Consider the following 17,657-nt stretch of genomic DNA (forward strand, 5'->3'; position numbering starts at 1 on the left):
TGGGAGCGGATACGGGGCGGCAGTGTCAGGGGCTTAAAAAATGCCGTTTTCGCGTTGCAGCTCGCGGACGTAGGCCACGATGGCTTTGACATCGCCTTTGGTCAAGCCTGCCACCGGAGGCATGTTGCCAAAGGCCCAGTGGTGGGCACGCACGCCGTTGTCGACGGCCATGAAGAAGGCCATGTCGGAATGGTGGCCGGGCTCGTAGATCTTGTGCACCAGAGGTGGCGCAACGCCGTCCTGGCCTGCCGCGTTGTCTCCGTGGCAGGCGGCGCAGGTGGCCTCAAAGGCGCGTTTGCCCAATTGCGCAAGTTCGCTGTGCGCAGCGGGTTGTTTCACGGCGACCATGGCAGCGTTGACTGTGGTTTCTGGGCTGGCGACTGGCTTGGCTGGGGTGGGCTGAAACTGGCGCACGGCGAAGGTGGCCGAGGCCAGAGCCAGCACGATGCCTGCGAGGACGAGGGGTTTGGTCATGGTGTTGGGATCAGATCAGTTTGACTTTGGTGCCGACTTTGGTGCGGTCAAACACCTCTTCGATGTGCTCGTTGTAAAGGCCGATGCAGCCGTTGGAGGAGCGGCGGCCGATCTTGCGCGTGTCGTGGGTGCCGTGGATGCGGTAGTACTGCCAAGACAGGTATAGCGCGCGGGTGCCCAGCGGGTTGGATGGATCGCCACCCTTGATAAGGGCGGGCCACTCCGGATTACGCTCTCGCATCGAAGGGGTGGGTGCCCAGCTTGGATTGGCGCGTTTTTCAGTGACTTCGGTGTAGCCGCGTTTGGTGAGTTCGTCGGTGAGCGGCACAGAGGTTGGGTAGATGCGCATTTCGCCATCCGCCGTCCAATGCTGCAACACGCGGGTGGTGGTGTCGGAGATGATCAGACCCGCGCCGAGTGTGTCAAAATGGTCCTGCCAGTCATGGGTGCGGAAGGAGGAGACATTGCGCTGTACGCCGGGCTCTGGCGTGTCCTCTGTAAGGGCTAGCGCGGGGGCGGCGGCTACAAAAGGGCTCAGCGTGCTGATCAGGAAAGAGCGGCGGGTGAACCGGGGAGATTTTTTTGTGTGTGCCATGCGTGCCTCGTGATTTTGTTTACGCACGGTGTGACAGCTTCCAGTGGGGGGAGGTCAACACACAATGGGGTCACGAAGGCGTGAGCTTAGGGTGGGAAGCGGCCGGCATCCAGACACCGGTCGATATTTTTGCGCGACGCGCATATTTACAGGAAGGAGGCGTGGCGGACACAACAGTTGGGGTTATATTTTTGGAGCCAAAAGCACTAATGATAAGGCGTATCGCATGGGCTTCGATGGTTTTTCGACGGTGTTTTAGGAGGGGATTCCCGGAGCGTAATTGGCCTGTTTGGGGCAATTGGATGGCTGATGGCTTCGATCAAGTCGTTCCGTTTTACGGGCTTTCCAATCACGCCATCAACGCCCGCGTTTAGGCATTTTTCGACCTGTTCTTTAAATGTGTTGGCCGTCAACGCAAAGATTTTGCAAGGCGCCAACTCCAGGTCGCTTTCCAGCTTTCTTATGTGCGTGGTTGCATCGATCCCATCCATCACCGGCATAGAGACGTCCATAAAAACCGTTGTGGGCCGGAGGGCTTTGTAAACATCAAGTGCCTCTAGGCCATTGCTTGCAAAATCCACCAAAACCCCAGCGGTCTCTAACAGTTTTCCGGCGACGAGCCGGTTCGTCTTATTGTCATCGACGACAAGCACCCGCCCGGTGTTGGTTTTGGTTTCGCACGGCAGCGACCTCTGCGTGCCGTCACTCTCGGTGCGTGGATCAAAACTTTGAGGCATTGCGGAAAACAGGATTTGTTCAACTTCTTCGCTTCTTACCGGTTTGAGCCAGGTTGCCGAAAAGCTTGCCTTATCAGACCCCTTTGAAGAATAGCGCAGCGGGGTCGAGACCATCAGAGCATGAGCACACTCACCGGTTTGCTGTTCGAGCACCTTCTTTACAGATTGCCCGAAACAGTCGACATGATCTCCATCCCAGAGTATCGCGTTGAATTGTTCCTGGTGCGTCAGAATCCGGTTTGGATTATCGAACGTTACAACCCGACAGTTCAACGCCTTTAGCATCCTCTTGAGAGTTCCATTTGACTCTGTTTCAGGACCCACAAGGGCTACGTGCAGTTTCGGAGACGGCATAGGTCGCTGGCGCGTTTTTTGCTCTGAGCCCGGACATGCGGGCAAAGCGAGGGTTACGGTGAATTTTGTTCCTTCACCCACAGAGGAGGCAACCTCGATTGCGCCTCCCATCTGTTCTACAAGGGCCTTGGAAATCGCGAGACCCAGCCCGGTTCCTTCAACGGCATTTTCGGTGTCTTGATGGACTTGTTCATAGGCAGAAAACAACGTGTTCATCTGATCTTGCGGAATGCCGCGCCCTGTATCCACGATTGCCAGAGACAGCTGGTACCCGTCGTCGTCAGATTGATATGCCACCCGCAGGCCGAAATGCCCTGTTTCGGTGAATTTTAACGCGTTCCCAAGGTGATTGAGTAGAACTTGGCGGACGCGTGCGCTGTCTCCAAAGAAGTGGCTCGGCACGGACTGTGGGTACTCAATCCAGAAGTCCAAGTTTTTATCATGCGCAAGGGGCTGTATCAGTCCTGCGGTCTCATAGATGGTATCTTTCAGCGAGAACCGCTCATGTGCAAAAGTAAATTTCCCTTCTGTGGCTTTGGAATAATCCAAAATGTCGTTGATGATGCTGAGCAGGCTGGTCGCAGACCCGGAAATGGTTTTGAGATAGGAACGTTGTTGCGGGTTTAAAGCGGTGTGTTGCAACACCTCTGTCAGACCAAGAATGCCATTCATGGGGGTGCGGAGTTCGTGGCTCATGCGGGCGAAAAACCTGTCTTTGGACAGGCTTGCTGCTTTTGCCTCCTCGTTGGCTTTGGCCAAATCCTCGGCTTTTTGCTCTAACTCTCTTTGATATTCGTAATACTGCGTTACATCCGAGCGCAGCCCAACAAGATCGCCGTTTTCACTTTCGACTTCTTGAATGCGGAGGTGTTTCCCGCTGGGCAGTTCACGTTCGACCGGCGCGCGCTTCCTATTTTCGCGGTCCAGCCGTTCCGCGAGCCAAGCCTCTTCTTGACCTTCGGCTTCGGGGTATTGGCCGTGCTCAAGCCCATATCGCATGATCGTTTCGAATTTCGCGCCCACTTTGATGGCGGGCGTGGAGTGCTTATAGAGTTCCGCGTATTTTGCGTTAAACGCGACCAAAACGTCGTCGCGATCAAACATCGCGAACCCTTCGGGAATGGAGTTGACCGCGTGTTCAAATCGAGAGGTCACGGTTTCCATCTCAGCCTGTGTGGCTGTTAATTGGGCCTGGAGATCTTCGCGTTCGGTGACATCCAAAAATCGGCCATAGATATGCGTGTCTGAGCCGCTATTCTCATCTAAGGTGGTGACTTCGAGGTCGAACCACAGAGGTTTTTGCTTAGGGGTCTGTGCTGAAAAGGCGTTCTTGAGCCGGGTTGGCCCTGTGACTTTTTCTGACAGGCCGTTTTGAAGGAAACCGGCTAGGGTTTTGTCGAGGAAAGGCGGGGGCAATGGATGTTGCCGGGGGCCCTGAGTTTGCGGAAATAATTTGGAAAAAGCGGGGTTGTGCCAAGTGATTTTGGCATCAGAGATGGGCACGCCTTCGTTTGCCGACAGGACAAACGAGGGATCCTGCTGGTCCTTCAAAACCGAGAAGAGAAGAGCATTCAATGACACCAGTGCGTCCTTTCGAACAAGCCCTTTGATTTTCGGTGGATTACCTTAAGGAACTGTTAAGTGCTTTGCTTGACAGAGCTTTTGGGGGCATGTCACGAGTTTCATTGGCGCGATATTGCTGTGCAACGGCATCATTGGAAGTATTTGTTGGTGAGCGCGCCAAAGTGCTGGGTTTGCCAGAGCCCGTACAAACGGCGGCAGGGGAATGCCCCTATCAACCATATGCCGCTGAGGCACGGGGTATCCGGTGTGACATGCGGTGGTATGCGGCAGCATTTGCGGATTGGGAGGCTTCACAAAAAAGCCCCCGAACCGACGTTCGGGGGCTTTTTGTTTTTCAACCTAGCACCGAGGCTTACTTCAGCACGGAGCGGCCTGCGTATTCGGCGGTTTCACCCAGCGCTTCCTCGATGCGGATCAGCTGGTTGTATTTGGCCAGACGGTCAGAGCGTGACAGGGAGCCGGTTTTGATCTGGCCGCAGTTGGTGGCCACGGCGAGGTCGGCGATGGTGGCGTCTTCGGTTTCGCCGGAGCGGTGGGACATCACGTTGGTGTAGCGCGCGCGGTGGGCCATATCGACGGCTTTCAGCGTCTCGGTCAGGGAGCCGATCTGGTTCACTTTCACCAGCATGGAGTTGGCCACGCCTTGCGCGATGCCGTCTGCCAGACGGGTTGGGTTGGTCACAAACAGGTCGTCACCCACTAGTTGGACTTTGTCGCCGATCAGGTCGGTCAGGGCTTTCCAGCCGTCCCAGTCGTCTTCGTCCATGCCGTCTTCGATGGAGATGATCGGGTAGTCGTTGCAGAGGTCGGCGAGGTATTGCGCGTTCTCAGCGGAAGTCAGGGATTTGCCTTCGCCCACCATCTCGTATTTGCCGTCTTTGTAATACTCGGAGGAGGCACAATCGAGGGCAAGGTAGATGTCGTCGCCTGGCTTGTAGCCAGCTTTTTCGATGGAGGTCATCACGAAGTCCAGAGCCTTGCGGGTGCTTTCCAGAGCTGGAGCGAAGCCGCCTTCGTCACCGATGCCGGTGTTGTAGCCAGCGGCGGTCAGCTCTTTTTTCAGGGTGTGGAAGACTTCGGCGCCCATGCGGATGGCTTCGCGGATGTTGGCCGCGGAGACAGGCATGATCATGAATTCCTGGATGTCGATCGGGTTGTCGGCGTGCTCGCCGCCGTTGATGATGTTCATCATTGGCACGGGCAGAACGCGTGCGGAGGTGCCGCCCACGTAGCGGAACAGCGGCTGTGCGGTGTAGTCGGCAGCGGCTTTCGCAGCGGCGAGGGACACGCCGAGGATGGCGTTGGCGCCGAGGCGGCCTTTGTTTGGGGTGCCGTCCAGTTCGATCATCGCCTGGTCGATGGCAACCTGCTCGGTCACATCCATGCCGACGAGGCATTCCGCGATCTCGCCGTTCACGGCGTTCACCGCTTCCAGAACACCTTTGCCCATGTAGCGGTCTTTGTCGCCGTCGCGCTTTTCAACCGCTTCGTGGGCACCGGTGGAGGCGCCAGAAGGCACAGCTGCGCGGCCCATGGTGCCGTCTTCGAGGATCACGTCGACTTCGACGGTTGGGTTGCCGCGGCTGTCGAGAATTTCGCGGGCAAAGATATCAATGATGGTGCTCATGTCGGAGGATCCCTCGGATGGCTACAAATGTCGGGCGCAGCTATAGCAGGGCCGGGGCAAAAGTAAACGCATTTTGATAGCGCTAACGGCGGTTTTTCCACAGGTTAGGGCTAACAGTGACAGGAGGACGCTGTTTTGCTGGATTTCCCTAGGCTTGGGCCGGGGCGGCGGCTTTGGCGAGGCGGTGTTCACGCATAAAGGTGAAGAGGCCGGAGCCGATGATCAGCGTGGCACCGAGCATGGTGGGCAGGTCGGGGCGTTCGCCAAACGCGATCATGCCAACCAGGATCGAGAACAGCAGGCGGGAGTAACGGAACGGTGCCACAACGGAGGCTTCGCCAAGGCGCAGTGCGGTGACGACACCCCAGTAGCCTGCGGCGCCAAAGGCCACGGCGCCTGCCATCATGGTCAGGTGCGAGGTGGTAACCGTGGCGTAGTCGACGGCGTTGAAGAGTATCAGCAGCGGGCCCACGAGGACCAGCGAGGCGAAGCTCTGGAAGGAGACCACAAAGGAGGACACGGAGGCGTCGATAGTGCGGGTGATCAGGTCGCGCAGGGCAACCACGATGACGGCGCCGAGAACCAACAGGGCGTTGGGGTCGAAGGCGTCGGTGCCGGGGCGGATGATCAGTAGGACGCCACTGAAACCGACCAGAATGGCAGTGAGGCGGCGCCAGCCGACTTGCTCGCCCAAAAAGAGCGCTGCGCCGAGGGTGATGACCAGCGGCAGGGTCTGGAACACGGCCGCGACCGTGGAAAGGTCCACGCGGGAGAGGGCGGTGGCAAAAAGCACGGCGCCGCCCGCTTCACAAGCGGTGCGCAGCAACATGCGTGGCGACCAGGCGGCGGGGGCCAAGAGGTTGTCGCCCCGTAGGATGGCCAGCACAGCAAAGACCGCTCCGGAGCCCAACCCCAAGGCCATGAGGATCTGGCCGACAGGGAGGGTCACAGAGAGGGATTTGATGAACATGTCCTCAAGCGTGAAGCCAAGCATGGCTGCCACAAGGATCAGAATACCGTGTACGTTCTGCATATTGTTACCTGCGCGTCAGATGGTTCACAGGTGAACAGCAACGGGCGACATGGCAAGCCTGTTTCCGACAAACGCGACCAAAGCCGCATTCATTTTGGTGATGTGGCCCATCACGCGCTGTGCAGAAATGGGCCAGTTTTTTAGTTTAGAGGGGGCGGATCTTCAGGTCGGTGATCCGGTTGGCCTCGCGTCCGGTGACCTCAAAACGGAACCCGTGAAAGGAGAAGACCTGTCCCACGGTGGGGATCATCTGCGCCTCATGGATAACCAGCCCGGCGATGGTGTTGGCCTCGTCATCGGGCAGGGACCAGTCGGTGGCGCGGTTGAGGTCGCGGATGGTCATGGCGCCTTCGATCAGGAACTGGCCGTCCTCGGATTTACGGATCGGGTGATCGGTGTCCTCGTCAAACTCGTCGGTGATTTCGCCCACGATCTCTTCGAGAATGTCTTCGAGGGTGATCAGGCCTTGCAGGGAGCCGTATTCATCCACCACCAGTGCAAAGTGAGCGTGGCGGCGCAGGAATTCGCGCATCTGGTCGTCCAGAGAGGTGGTCTCCGGCACGAAGTAAGGCTCTTTGGCAACTTCGGTCAGGTCGAAGGCCAGCAGGTCACGGGCGTTGGTCTCTTCCTGCACGGCGCGGGTGTACATGCTGCGGAACAGGTCTTTGGCGTGGACAACGCCGATGATGTTTTCCTGATCGTCTTTGTAGACCGGCAGGCGGGTGTGATTGCTTTCCAGACATTGTTTGAGAATGTCGGCAGGCGCGTCGTCGGCGTTGATCATCTCGATGCCGGAGCGGTGCAGCATGATCTCTTCAACAACGCGGTCAGACAGGTCCAGCGCGCCGAGAATACGGTCGCGGTCTTCTTTTTCCACAATGCCTTCGGAGTGGCCAAGCTGAATGGCTCCAGCGATCTCTTCGCGCACGGCGAGCACCTGGCTGTCCGGGTCGGTTTCCACACCAAACAGGCGCAGCACGCCGCGCACCAGCACGCGCACGGCGGAAACGATGGGGGAGAACAGCGTCACGATCAGGCTGATCGGGCTGGCCACGGTAGAGGCGGCGTCTTCGGGGCGGGTGATGGCGTAAGTCTTGGGAAGTACCTCGGCAAAGATCAGCACGAGAAGTGTCATAACCAGAGTCGCCAGAGCCACGCCGCCCTCGCCAAAGGCGCGGGTGAAGAGGGCGGTGGCCAGAGAAGTCGCGAGGATGTTCACGAGGTTGTTGCCCAGCAGCACGGAGCCGATCAGCCGTTCGTTGTCCTCTGTAATGTTGAGGGCCCGTTGCGCACCGCGGCTGCCTTTGTCGGCCTGCGCGCGCAATTTGCCACGAGAGGCCGCTGTCAGCGCGGTTTCGGAGCCGGAGAAGAAGGCAGACATCATCAGCAAAAAGAAAATCACGCCTGCGGTGATCCAGAATGCGGTGTCAAAAGTGGTGGTGGGCTCCATGGGGTCCTCTGAAATCTCAATCACTTAGGTTTATGGGGGCGCAAAGAGGCCGGATCAAGAGGGCGTGAAGCCCTTAAACCTTCTTTAGGCGGTTTGAACTAAGGGGGCGCCCAGTTCAAACACATATGGAGTGGGATCCAATGAAAGCTTTTGTATTTGCCGCCCTCGCGCTGCCAACCGTTGCCATGGCCGATGGGGCCAGCGTGTCCTTCCTGACCGAAGACTATGCGCCTTATTCCTGGATGGAAGATGGCCAGGCCAAGGGGCACGGGATTGATCTGATCAATGAGGTGGCGGAGCGCGCGGCGCTGTCGCATTCGGTGGAGATCACAAAATGGACCCGAGCGATTGCGCTGGCCGAGAAAGACGCGAGCACATGCGTGTTCTCCACTGCCCGCACCGCGGAGCGGGAAGCCAAATTTCAGTGGGCCGGGCCGATGTATGTCGAAGGCACCTATCTGATCCAGAAGTCGGGTACAAATGCGGATGTGTCCTCGCTGGAGCAGGCGTTGACCAAGTCGATTGGCACGCAGGTGGGTGATTTCACCGTTGATCTGCTGGAAGAACTGGGCGCGGCAAAAGTGGATGCGGCACCGGATCTGGAGAAGACCATGAAGAAGCTCGCGGCAGGCCGGTTGGACTACGTGATCCTTGGGCAGGAGAGTGCCAATGCGCTGACCGCCGAGGATGCGGGGCTGGAAATTGCCATGGAAGTGTCGCGCGATGAGTACTACATCGCCTGCTCTCACGACACGCCAGCGGCCGTAGTGGCTGAGATTGATTCCGCAATGGATTCTCTCATGGCAGACGGCACACAGGCAGAGACTGTATCGCGCTATTGATGCAAACCCACCACGAGAAGATTGTGGCAAAGTCGGGGCAGGCGCCCCGGCTTTTTTTATTGGGTTTCAGCGGCTTGTGATTTTGTCTGTGCGGCTAAGTCGCATGTTTACTTTGCCTTCAGACATGGCGCGCAGAACCGGGGGCAGAGATTTAAAGCGAGGAAATCCACCAATGAAAACTCTGGCACTCTGCGCACTGGCCCTGTCCACTGCAACCGTAGCACAGGCCGCGGACGTGAAGTTTTTTACGGAAGACTATGCCCCTTACAACTACGTCGAAAACGGTGAGCTGACCGGCCACGGTGTGGACATCATCAACGAAGCGTTGTCGCGCTCTGGTGTGTCCGCCGAGATGGAAGTGACCAAGTGGTCGCGTGCCATCACTTTGGCTGAGCAGGACGCCAACACTTGCGTGTTCACGACTGCACGTACGCCAGAGCGGGAAGACCGCTTCAACTGGGCTGGCCCAATGTACTCTGAGGCGATTTATCTGATCCAGAAGCCAGGCGCGAACGGCGACGTGACTTCTGTTGAGCAGGCACTGACCAAGAAGGTTGGCACGCAGACCGGCGATTTTGCTGTGGCGCTGCTCGACCGTCTGGGCGCAAGCGATATCGATCTGGCACCAGATGCAGAGATGACCTTGAAGAAGCTGGGCGCGGGCCGTGTGGACTACATGGTGGCGCTGGAATCTGCAGCAGCTGTGGCGATTGAAGAGGGCGGTTTTGAAATCGCCATGGAGATTTCCCGGAACGAATTCTTCCTGGCGTGCTCCAAGACCACAGATGAGTCCGTGATTGCCCGCATGGACGAAGCGATTGACTCGATCCTCGCTGACGGTACCCAAGAAGCCTTCGTAGCGAAGTACGACTAAATCTCTTTTGAGGTGACGTCGGGAAGGCCGGGCTATGTGCCCGGCCTTTTGTTGTCTGACGGTCATGTGATTGGCGCTTTGGGCTGGACGTCGTACACCTGCGGCAACGACTTGGCGGAGGTGGGCTGTGCGACATCAGGATTTGGGTGAATTGGCAGGGCCGGTGCTGTTGTTTGGCGGGCCGTATTCCAATTTGCAGGCCACGGAGGCGATTCTGGCGCAGGCGGCGGTGCTTGGGGTGCCCACTGGCAACGTGATTTGCACCGGTGATGTGGTGGCTTATTGCGCGCAACCAGCGGAGACTGTGGCGGCGGTGCGCGCGGCGCAATCTGTTGTGGTGGCAGGCAACTGTGAAAAGCAGCTGGCGGCCAATGCGCTGGATTGTGGTTGCGGTTTTGAAGCGGGTACGACTTGTGATCTTTTGTCAGCAGGGTGGTATGCGCATGCGAACGCAGAGGTGGACGCAGAGGCGCGGCGGTGGATGGCAGGATTGCCGGATGTTGTGACCTTTCAGCAGGGTGGCGCGCGTGTTGCCGTGATCCATGGCGGGGTGACCGATGTGGCGCGGTTTGTGTTTTCGGTGTCGCCGGAGGCTGTGTTTGTAGAGGAACTTGCGTCGCTTGAGGCGTTGGTTGGACCGGTGGATGTGGTGATCGCGGGGCATTCCGGTATCGCGTTTCAGCGGCAGGTTGGCGGCGTGACCTGGGTGAATGCCGGGGCTGTTGGCATGCCGGAGCATGATGGGCGGCCGGAGACACGGTTTGTGGTTCTTCAGGATGGCGCGGCGAAGATCAAAGAGTTGACCTATAATGCGGCGGCCGCGCAGGTTGCGATGCAGGCAGCTGGGTTGACGCAGGGCTATGATCGCGCGTTGCTCAGCGGCTATTGGCCATCTGAGGATGTGTTGCCTCAGGCGTTGCGCTTGCCATCTTTGGCCAAAGGGTGATGGGTGGTGACCAGCTCGCGCAGGCGTTCATCCAACACATGGGTATAGATTTCGGTGGTGGCAACATCGGCGTGCCCCAAAAGCGTCTGGATCACCCGTAGGTCGGCGCCGTTGGCCAAGAGGTGGGTCGCAAACGCGTGGCGCAGTGTGTGCGGTGTGACTTTGGCCGGGGAGACACCGGCGGCGACGGCCAGGTCTTTGATCAGCATGTAGAAACGGTGCCGGGTGAGATGGCCAGAAGCGCCGCGAGACGGAAAGAGGAAGCGCGAGGTAGGCTTGCCTTTGGAGCGGGCGATGTCCTCGGCGGCGTCGCGGCAGGTGAGCCAGGCGGCAAGTGCGTCCCGCGCGGGCGGAGAGAGCGGCACCATGCGTTCTTTGCCGCCTTTGCCCATCACCAGGAGCATTTGCGGATCGCCGCGGGCGGCGGAAACCGGTAGGCTGACCAACTCGGTCACGCGCATGCCGGTGGCGTAGAGCAGTTCCATCAAACATGTATTGCGCAGCCGGTCATCTGTGCTGCGCCCGTGGGTGCGGGCTGCGGCGAGCAGACCGTCGACCTCGGTGACTTCCAGTGTTTTGGGCAGACGCTTGGCGCGGCCGGGGCCTTTGATCTGGATCGCAGGGTTGTCAGTTCGCCAGCCTTCTTCAAAGGCAAAACGGAACAGTTGCTTGATGGCGGAAAGGCGGCGGGCGCGGGTGGATTGGGCGAGGCCCTGAGCGTCACAGAAGAGCAGGTAGTCTTCGATGTCGGATTGGGAGAGCGCGTCAAAGCTGTGGGATTTGCCATGGGCCCAGGTGGCGAAGTCGCGCAGATCGCGGGCGTAGGCGGCTTGGGTATTGGGCGACGCGCCAAGTTCAGCGGCCTGCGCTTCAAGAAAGGTGGCAATCCATTGCAGCCTGTCAGCGGGCGCCGTCATAGATCAGCCTCGGGTGTCCAAAAGCGCCACTTGTAGCGCGGCGCGGCGGGCGGTGTCTTCCAGACCCACTGCGCGGAAGGTGGCGAGGGCTTCGGTCAAGGCACCGAGGTTGCCGGCGGCACCGTCATCCATCAGGTCCATCGCCGTCAACAGGCTTTCGCCCAGTTGGCCACGGGCCAGCATGGTGGAGATTTCTTGTGGCACACCGGCGTCGTGGAAGGCGTCGGCGATGGCGCGGTGCACCGGATCGGTGGGCGTGCGCGGTGGGGCACCAAGGGCCAGTCCAGCAAGGAAGTCGCGTGGGCCGGAGCGGGCGGCGCGTTCGTAGTCGGAAGACAGTAGCGCAATGTCGCGAGCTAAGCGGGCGGTGACGCCTTGCAGGGGTAATTGTAGAAGTTGCGGGCCGTAAAGGCGGGCAAAGGGCACTTCGAGGTGGACCTGCTGCATGGCGGCCCAGGCTTGAGGCAGCGTGTCAGAAACGTCGCGGATGTCTTGTGCGGTCATAGCGCGGTCAAAGGCTTGCAGTGCGGCGACACGGTCCCAGATCATGCCAGATGCGGAGGGGGAGCCTTCGGTGTAGATGCCAAGCAGGGCGTTTTCGTGCAGCGCGGAGGTGCGGGCGAGGCGTTCGGCGGCCTCAAGCTGCGCTTTCCAGCCGGCGGTGTCGCGCAGATCGGCATGGGCGTAGGGGCGCGGCAGGCGGGTGGCGGTTTGGCCTTCGCCGATGGCTTCATATAAGCGGAACTTGAGCGGGTCGGGGCCGTTGGCGGCCACCAGAAGCGGCTCGCCTTCAAACAATTCGGGATCAAGGAAGCGCAGAAGCAGCGCGTCCATTTCCTCAGAAATCAGACCGAGGGCTTTGGCGGTGTCCAACGTCAGCGCCGCAGCACGCCAATCGCCGGCGCGAGCGGTGCAGAAGATACGGGAGGCGTAGTCAGTGGCAAGATGCGGCGCGGCCATAAGGGCCTCGCAGGCGCGGGTCTCCTGGCCCATCAGGAGGGTGACATCAAACCAGCGTTTGAACAGCGACGGTGTTGTGGGACCTGCGCGTTCCAGCAGGGCTTCGGCCTGTTCCAATGCGCCCATCTCGACCAGTTTGTCGACACGGGCCAGCAGGAGTTCGTTGGTGACGCCGGTCTCGCGCGGGGCGTCGGCCTCGGCCAGCAGCAATGTATAGAGAAGCGCCTGCATGGCGGGTAGCACCTCGGGGCGCTGCGCATCCACCAGTTCGGCCAGCGTGTCCGCGTCAGAGGCGGACCAAAGCGAGGCGGGCAGGCCGGTCACGTTGGAAGGCAACAGGCCCACGGCGTCCTGTGAGGTTTCCGACAGCGGGCTGACATTGATGGTGGGCGTGGAGACGCCTTTGCTCACCGGATCTTCGGTGAGTGGCAGTCCCATGTCGAGGGTCACCGTGGGCGTGTTGTCGAGCCAGTCGATGGCGGAGAGCGGTGCGTCCTGTGCATGGAGCGGCGCGGTGCCGAGCAAGAGAGCGGCGACTGGGCTGCGAAGCGGGCGGATCACCTGATTAATGCCCCGTCAGTTCCAGAGGAATGCGCACCTCGGCCTGTGGCGCGGAGAAATCCGCGCCAAAGATCGGCCCGAGATAGGCGTAAGCTACCAGCGCAACTGCTGCCAAAACCACTAGAAACAACAAGGCTCGAAAGAGTCTGCCCATAATATCCTCGATTATCCTGCCTGTTTTTTTCAACTTATAACTGGCCTTTTGGGCAAGATCACGTCATTCAATGCGCAAACCACACTTTTGGGCAAGGCTTAGCCGATAGCGGGCGTTTGATGAGCTATGATTTGAAAAAAACCGTTGTGTTTGTTGGCATGATGGGGGCGGGAAAAACCGCTGTTGGTAAGGCTTTAGCAGCCAAACTTAATGTGTCTTTTATCGATACCGACGCGGAGATCGTGAAGGCGGCCAATATGAGCATTGCCGAGATTTTCGAGCGAGATGGGGAAGCGTTTTTCCGCCTAAAGGAGAGTCAAGTGATTGCCCGGCTGCTGGAAGAGGAGCGCTGCATCCTGTCTACCGGTGGTGGCGCATACCTCGCAGAGGGCAATCGGGCAGAAATCTCCAAACGTGGTGTTGCGGTCTGGCTGGATGCGGATGTGGAGCTGCTGTGGAACCGTGTGAAACACAAAGACACGCGGCCGCTGTTGCGCACGGACAACCCGCGCAGAACGCTGGAAGAGATTTTTGATGCGCGGGTGCCGCTTTACAGCCTGGCGGATTTGCCAGTGAAAGCGGAGGCCGGCTTGAGCATTGAGGAAATGGCAGATCGGGTGGCTCAGGCGTTGTTGGACGCGCGCCCCGATGTTTTGGCGGAGACATAAGCCGTGATGGAAACCGTACACGTCGCTCTTGAGGGCCGGGAATATGACATTCACATCGGGCCGGGGTTGCTGACACAAGCCGGAGCATTGATTGGGCCAATGCTGGCGCGCAAGCAGGTCTGTGTGGTCACGGATGAAAACGTCGCGGCGCTGCATCTGGAGACGTTGCGCGATGGGCTGGCGGCGGATGGCATTGCCATGGAAGCGCTGGTGCTGCCTGCGGGCGAGAGCACCAAGAGCTGGGCTTATCTGGAGCAAACCGTTGAGTGGTTGTTGTCGCAACGTGTGGAGCGCAAGGACCTTGTGGTGGCGCTTGGTGGCGGTGTGATTGGGGATCTGACCGGGTTTGCGGCAGCGATTCTGCGCCGTGGCGTTGGCTTTGTGCAAATCCCAACCAGTCTTTTGGCGCAGGTGGACAGTTCTGTGGGCGGCAAGACCGGCATCAACAGTCCGCTGGGCAAGAACCTTGTTGGCGCGTTTCATCAGCCGCGTTTGGTGCTGGCGGATATTGATGTGCTGGGCACGCTGACGCCGCGCGATTTCCTCGCCGGTTACGGCGAAGTGGTGAAATACGGCATGCTCGGCGATGCGAACTTCTTTGAGTGGCTCGAAGCACAGGGGCCTGCACTGGCGGCAGGGGATGAGGCAGCGCGGATTGCGGCGGTGAAGCGGTCTTGTGAGATGAAGGCTGAGATTGTGATGCGCGATGAGACCGAGCAGGGGGATCGCGCTTTGCTCAATCTGGGGCATACGTTCTGTCACGCGCTGGAAGCGGCCACGGGATATGGCGACCGCTTGCTGCATGGCGAAGGCGTGGCCGTGGGGTGTGCTTTGGCGTTTGAGTTGTCGATGCGTTTGGGGCTCTGCTCGCAAGAGGCGCCAAGCCGGGTGCGGGAGCATCTGCGGGCTATGGGCATGAAGGTGGACCTCAAGGACATTGAGGGCGAGCTTCCTGATGCCGATGGGCTGCTGGATCTGATGGGGCAGGACAAGAAAGTTGTGGATGGTCAACTGCGCTTCATTTTGGCGCGCGGGATCGGCGAGGCCTTTGTGACCGCAGATGTGCCGCGTGATGTGGTGCGCCAGCTGCTGCAAGAAGAGCTGGCGCGGCGGTAAGACTGTCGACAGTTGAAATCGAAAGCCGACCCAGTGGGTCGGCTTTTTTGTTATTTGGCAGCGATTTGCACGAGATTGGAGATCATGCGTGTGGCGCTGGCCATGTCTTGCACCGAGATCCACTCCAGTGGGCCGTGGATTTCCATCATGCCGGTGTAGAGGTTCGGGCAAGGCACGCCCAATTCCGTGAGGCGGGAGCCGTCGGTGCCGCCACGAATGGGCACGGACTCGGGATCAAAGCCTTCGGTGCGGATGGCCTCACGCGCAAGGTCCACCGGCGTCATGTCGTTTTCGAGCCAGTAGCGCATGTTGCGGTATTGCTTGCTGATCTCGCCGGTCACTTTGGAGCCAGGGAAATCCGCTTCGGCCTTGGCGCAGGCGGCTTGCAGGCGGGCGGCTTGTGCCTCGAGGTCGTCCATTTCGAAGGCGCGTAAAATGAAGCGCAGGGTGACTTCGCTGCTGCCGCCTTCCTGGGCGTAGATGTGGGTGAAGCTTTCGCGGCCGGAGGTGGTTTCCGGGGTGGTGCCGGGCTCGTTTAGGTCGGAGACAATCTGTGCTGCCACATGCAGCGCGTTGGTCATTTTGTTTTTGGCATAGCCGGGATGGGCGGAGGTACCGGTGATGGTGATGACTGCGCCGTCGGCAGAGAAGGTTTCATACTCCATGGTGCCGCGTTTGGCGCCATCCAGCGTGTAGGCGAAATCGACGCCAAAGTCGGCAGGAAGGTCCGCGTGCACGCCTTTGCCTATTTCCTCATCTGGGGTGAAAGCGAGGCGCACTTTGCCGTGTTTCAGGTCCGGCGTCGTGAGCAGATGCTCGGCCATGGTCATGATGATCGCCACCCCGGCTTTGTCATCGGCGCCCAGGAGCGTTAGGCCAGAGGCGGTGATGATGTCTTCGCCTACTTTGCCTTCGAGGTAGGCAGACGTTGACGGGTTCAGGACCAGATCCGGGTTGTCGGGGTAGGTGATGTCGCTGCCGTCCCAATTGGCAATAACGCGGGGTTTCACGCCGGTGGCGTTGAACTGTGGTGCGGTGTCGACATGGGCGCAGAAGCCAATGGTGGGGGCATCTTCCACGGTGGCAGGCACCGTGGCGAGGACCACGCCGTAGGAGGTCAGCTCCACATCTGACGCACCAATGCGTTCGAGTTCCGCAACCAGATGGCGGGAGACGTCGAGCTGGATGTCTGTGGATGGGATGCTGGTGGAATGCTCATCAGACTGGCTGTCGATGGCGCAATAGGTGACCAGGCGGTCCGTGAGTTTCTGGTTGAACTGATTTGAGTCGGTCATGTCGGGTCTCGCTGAATGATCGTTCACTTGTGCATGACATTGGGAGAAGTTTGCGGCGGTGTAAAGCGCAGGTGGCGGGAGGGAGCGCATAAAAAAGAGGCCGCCGAAAGGGCGACCTCTGTGATCTATCGGGTGTCTGTGACTTAGAACGGGATTTCGTCGTCCATGTCTCGGCTTGGGGCTGGGCCGCCCTGGTTGCCGCCACCGCCGCCACCGAAGTTGCCGCCGCCGCCTTGGTCATAACCGCCGCCGTAGCCGCCACCGCCTTGGTCGTAGCCGCCGCCACCGCCACCAAAGCCGCCGCCGTCACCACCGCCGGAGCGGCCGTCGAGCATTGTCAGTACGCCGTCAAAGCCCTGCAACACCACTTCGGTGGAGTAGCGGTCCTGGCCGGACTGGTCCTGCCATTTGCGGGTTTGCAGCTTGCCTTCGACGTAGACTTTGGAGCCTTTGCGCAGGTATTGCTCGGCGATGCGTACGAGGCCTTCCTGGAAGATGGCCACGGAGTGCCATTCGGTTTTCTCGCGACGCTCGCCGGTGTTGCGGTCTTTCCAGGTTTCAGAGGTGGCGATGCGCAGGTTGCAGACCTTGCCGCCATTCTGGAAGGAGCGCACCTCGGGGTCGCGGCCCAGGTTGCCAATAAGGATTACTTTGTTCACCGATCCGGCCATGCGCCTATGTCTCCCACGGATTCTTTCTCTCGATTTGGGGCACCATACACCACTGCGGGGGCTGAATGGGAAGCGGTTTCTTGTGGATAACCTGCGGTGAAAATCCCGCAGGGCGCGCGGGAATTTGCCAAGCACGGTTCTGTGGTCTGGAAAATTGCCTACAATTTGGTTAAGAAAGCCGCAAAAGCAGGGTGGAGCAGGCGCAGATGGCGCGCAGGATTTTGGGACTGGTGATTGGATTGGCCTTGGTTGCTGGGCCAGTGGCGGCGCAGAGCCTGTCGACCAAATCCAATGCGCGGTTGTTTAAGAACCAGACAAAAGTGCTCGATGGACGTGCGTCAGAGCAGTATCGCAATTCCGTGCGGTTGAAACCCAAGCCGATTTACACGCCGTCCAAATGGGGCAACGGCAGCTATCAGGGCAAATACCGAGGGCCGTATCTGGCGATGGCGCAGGAGGCGGCGTTGCTCCATGGCGTGCCGGTGGATCTGTTCCTGAAGCTGGTGCAGCAGGAAAGCAATTGGAATGCGACGGCCAAGTCCCACAAAGGGGCCTTGGGTCTGGCGCAGTTGATGCCGCAGACCGCGCGGTTGTTGCGGGTGGATCCGATGGATCCGCAGCAGAACCTGGAAGGTGGGGCGCGGTATTTGAAGCAGCAGTACCAGAAGTTTGGCAGCTGGCGGTTGGCCTTGGCGGCCTATAACGCTGGGCCGGGCGCGGTGGAGAAATATGGTGGCGTGCCGCCCTATGCCGAGACTCGCAATTATGTGCGGGTGATCTGGGGCGGATAACCTCTCAC

The 17,657-nt window shown here is 59.4% G+C and carries 17 protein-coding genes; 6 read left to right on the forward strand and 11 right to left on the reverse strand.

The features are described from left to right. Positions 1-33: 33 nt before the first annotated feature. The 6 genes from SIB38_RS11920 to SIB38_RS11945 form a co-directional block, all read right to left on the reverse strand. The gene (locus tag SIB38_RS11920; RefSeq protein WP_294113405.1) at positions 34-474 is read right to left on the reverse strand and encodes a c-type cytochrome; all 441 of its coding nucleotides are present in this window, start codon (positions 472-474) and stop codon (positions 34-36) included. Positions 475-484: 10 nt separating this feature from the next. Next, positions 485-1,069: a L,D-transpeptidase gene (locus tag SIB38_RS11925; RefSeq protein ID WP_294113404.1), complete on the reverse strand. Its 585-nt coding sequence runs from the start codon at positions 1,067-1,069 to the stop codon at positions 485-487. A gap of 206 nt (positions 1,070-1,275) precedes the next feature. Continuing rightward, the gene (locus SIB38_RS11930; protein ID WP_412550218.1) at positions 1,276-3,741 is read right to left on the reverse strand and encodes an ATP-binding protein; all 2,466 of its coding nucleotides are present in this window, start codon (positions 3,739-3,741) and stop codon (positions 1,276-1,278) included. A gap of 355 nt (positions 3,742-4,096) precedes the next feature. Beyond that, on the reverse strand, positions 4,097-5,371 hold the full coding sequence (gene eno, locus SIB38_RS11935) for a phosphopyruvate hydratase (protein ID WP_294113401.1): 1,275 nt from the start codon (positions 5,369-5,371) through the stop codon (positions 4,097-4,099). 148 nt (positions 5,372-5,519) lie between these two features. Continuing rightward, on the reverse strand, positions 5,520-6,404 hold the full coding sequence (locus SIB38_RS11940; RefSeq protein WP_412550219.1) for a DMT family transporter: 885 nt from the start codon (positions 6,402-6,404) through the stop codon (positions 5,520-5,522). A gap of 145 nt (positions 6,405-6,549) precedes the next feature. Next, on the reverse strand, positions 6,550-7,854 hold the full coding sequence (locus tag SIB38_RS11945) for an HlyC/CorC family transporter (protein ID WP_294114093.1): 1,305 nt from the start codon (positions 7,852-7,854) through the stop codon (positions 6,550-6,552). Positions 7,855-7,994: 140 nt separating this feature from the next. Between SIB38_RS11945 and SIB38_RS11950 the strand changes: the two genes are divergently transcribed. The 3 genes from SIB38_RS11950 to SIB38_RS11960 all read left to right on the forward strand — a co-directional run bounded on the left by SIB38_RS11950 (position 7,995) and on the right by SIB38_RS11960 (position 10,516). Further along, the gene (locus SIB38_RS11950) at positions 7,995-8,696 is read left to right on the forward strand and encodes a substrate-binding periplasmic protein (RefSeq protein ID WP_294113396.1); all 702 of its coding nucleotides are present in this window, start codon (positions 7,995-7,997) and stop codon (positions 8,694-8,696) included. Positions 8,697-8,868: 172 nt separating this feature from the next. Further along, a complete protein-coding gene (locus tag SIB38_RS11955) occupies positions 8,869-9,570 on the forward strand; it encodes a substrate-binding periplasmic protein (protein ID WP_294113393.1) in 702 nt (233 codons plus the stop codon). Positions 9,571-9,697: 127 nt separating this feature from the next. Beyond that, positions 9,698-10,516: a metallophosphoesterase family protein gene (locus SIB38_RS11960; RefSeq protein ID WP_294113390.1), complete on the forward strand. Its 819-nt coding sequence runs from the start codon at positions 9,698-9,700 to the stop codon at positions 10,514-10,516. Here the strand turns inward: SIB38_RS11960 and SIB38_RS11965 are convergent. Genes SIB38_RS11965 through SIB38_RS11975 form a run of 3 tightly spaced genes read right to left on the reverse strand, consistent with a single transcriptional unit; the run spans position 10,480 to position 13,108 of the window. Further along, the gene (locus SIB38_RS11965; RefSeq protein ID WP_412550220.1) at positions 10,480-11,433 is read right to left on the reverse strand and encodes a site-specific tyrosine recombinase XerD; all 954 of its coding nucleotides are present in this window, start codon (positions 11,431-11,433) and stop codon (positions 10,480-10,482) included. The genes SIB38_RS11960 and SIB38_RS11965 overlap by 37 nt on opposite strands. 3 nt (positions 11,434-11,436) lie before the next feature. Next, a complete protein-coding gene (locus SIB38_RS11970; RefSeq protein WP_412550221.1) occupies positions 11,437-12,954 on the reverse strand; it encodes a hypothetical protein in 1,518 nt (505 codons plus the stop codon). Between the two features lie 4 nt (positions 12,955-12,958). Beyond that, positions 12,959-13,108 (reverse strand): hypothetical protein, encoded by a 150-nt coding sequence (locus tag SIB38_RS11975; RefSeq protein ID WP_412550222.1) that lies wholly within the window; start codon positions 13,106-13,108, stop codon positions 12,959-12,961. Positions 13,109-13,227: 119 nt separating this feature from the next. Here SIB38_RS11975 and SIB38_RS11980 point away from each other — a divergent pair, with 119 nt between their 5' ends. Together SIB38_RS11980 and aroB are read left to right on the forward strand one after the other, a co-directional pair. Next, positions 13,228-13,776 carry a shikimate kinase gene (locus SIB38_RS11980; RefSeq protein WP_294113375.1) on the forward strand — a complete coding sequence of 183 codons (549 nt, stop codon included), beginning with the start codon at positions 13,228-13,230 and terminating at the stop codon, positions 13,774-13,776. A gap of 3 nt (positions 13,777-13,779) precedes the next feature. Then, a complete protein-coding gene (aroB, locus tag SIB38_RS11985) occupies positions 13,780-14,892 on the forward strand; it encodes a 3-dehydroquinate synthase (RefSeq protein ID WP_412550223.1) in 1,113 nt (370 codons plus the stop codon). A 50-nt stretch (positions 14,893-14,942) separates the two neighbouring features. Here the strand turns inward: aroB and pepT are convergent, their stop codons facing one another. After that, positions 14,943-16,187 (reverse strand): peptidase T, encoded by a 1,245-nt coding sequence (gene pepT, locus SIB38_RS11990; protein ID WP_412550224.1) that lies wholly within the window; start codon positions 16,185-16,187, stop codon positions 14,943-14,945. A gap of 143 nt (positions 16,188-16,330) precedes the next feature. Further along, on the reverse strand, positions 16,331-16,858 hold the full coding sequence (gene ssb, locus SIB38_RS11995; protein ID WP_412550225.1) for a single-stranded DNA-binding protein: 528 nt from the start codon (positions 16,856-16,858) through the stop codon (positions 16,331-16,333). Between the two features lie 206 nt (positions 16,859-17,064). On the opposite strand from ssb, the gene SIB38_RS12000 reads away from it, so the two are divergent. Continuing rightward, entirely contained in the window at positions 17,065-17,649 is a 585-nt protein-coding gene (locus SIB38_RS12000; protein WP_294113368.1) for a lytic transglycosylase domain-containing protein, read from the forward strand. The last annotated feature ends 8 nt before the right edge of the window (positions 17,650-17,657 follow it).

The sequence above is a fragment of the Shimia sp. MIT910701 genome (genome assembly GCF_047126315.1).
Taxonomy (GTDB): Bacteria; Pseudomonadota; Alphaproteobacteria; order Rhodobacterales; family Rhodobacteraceae; genus Shimia.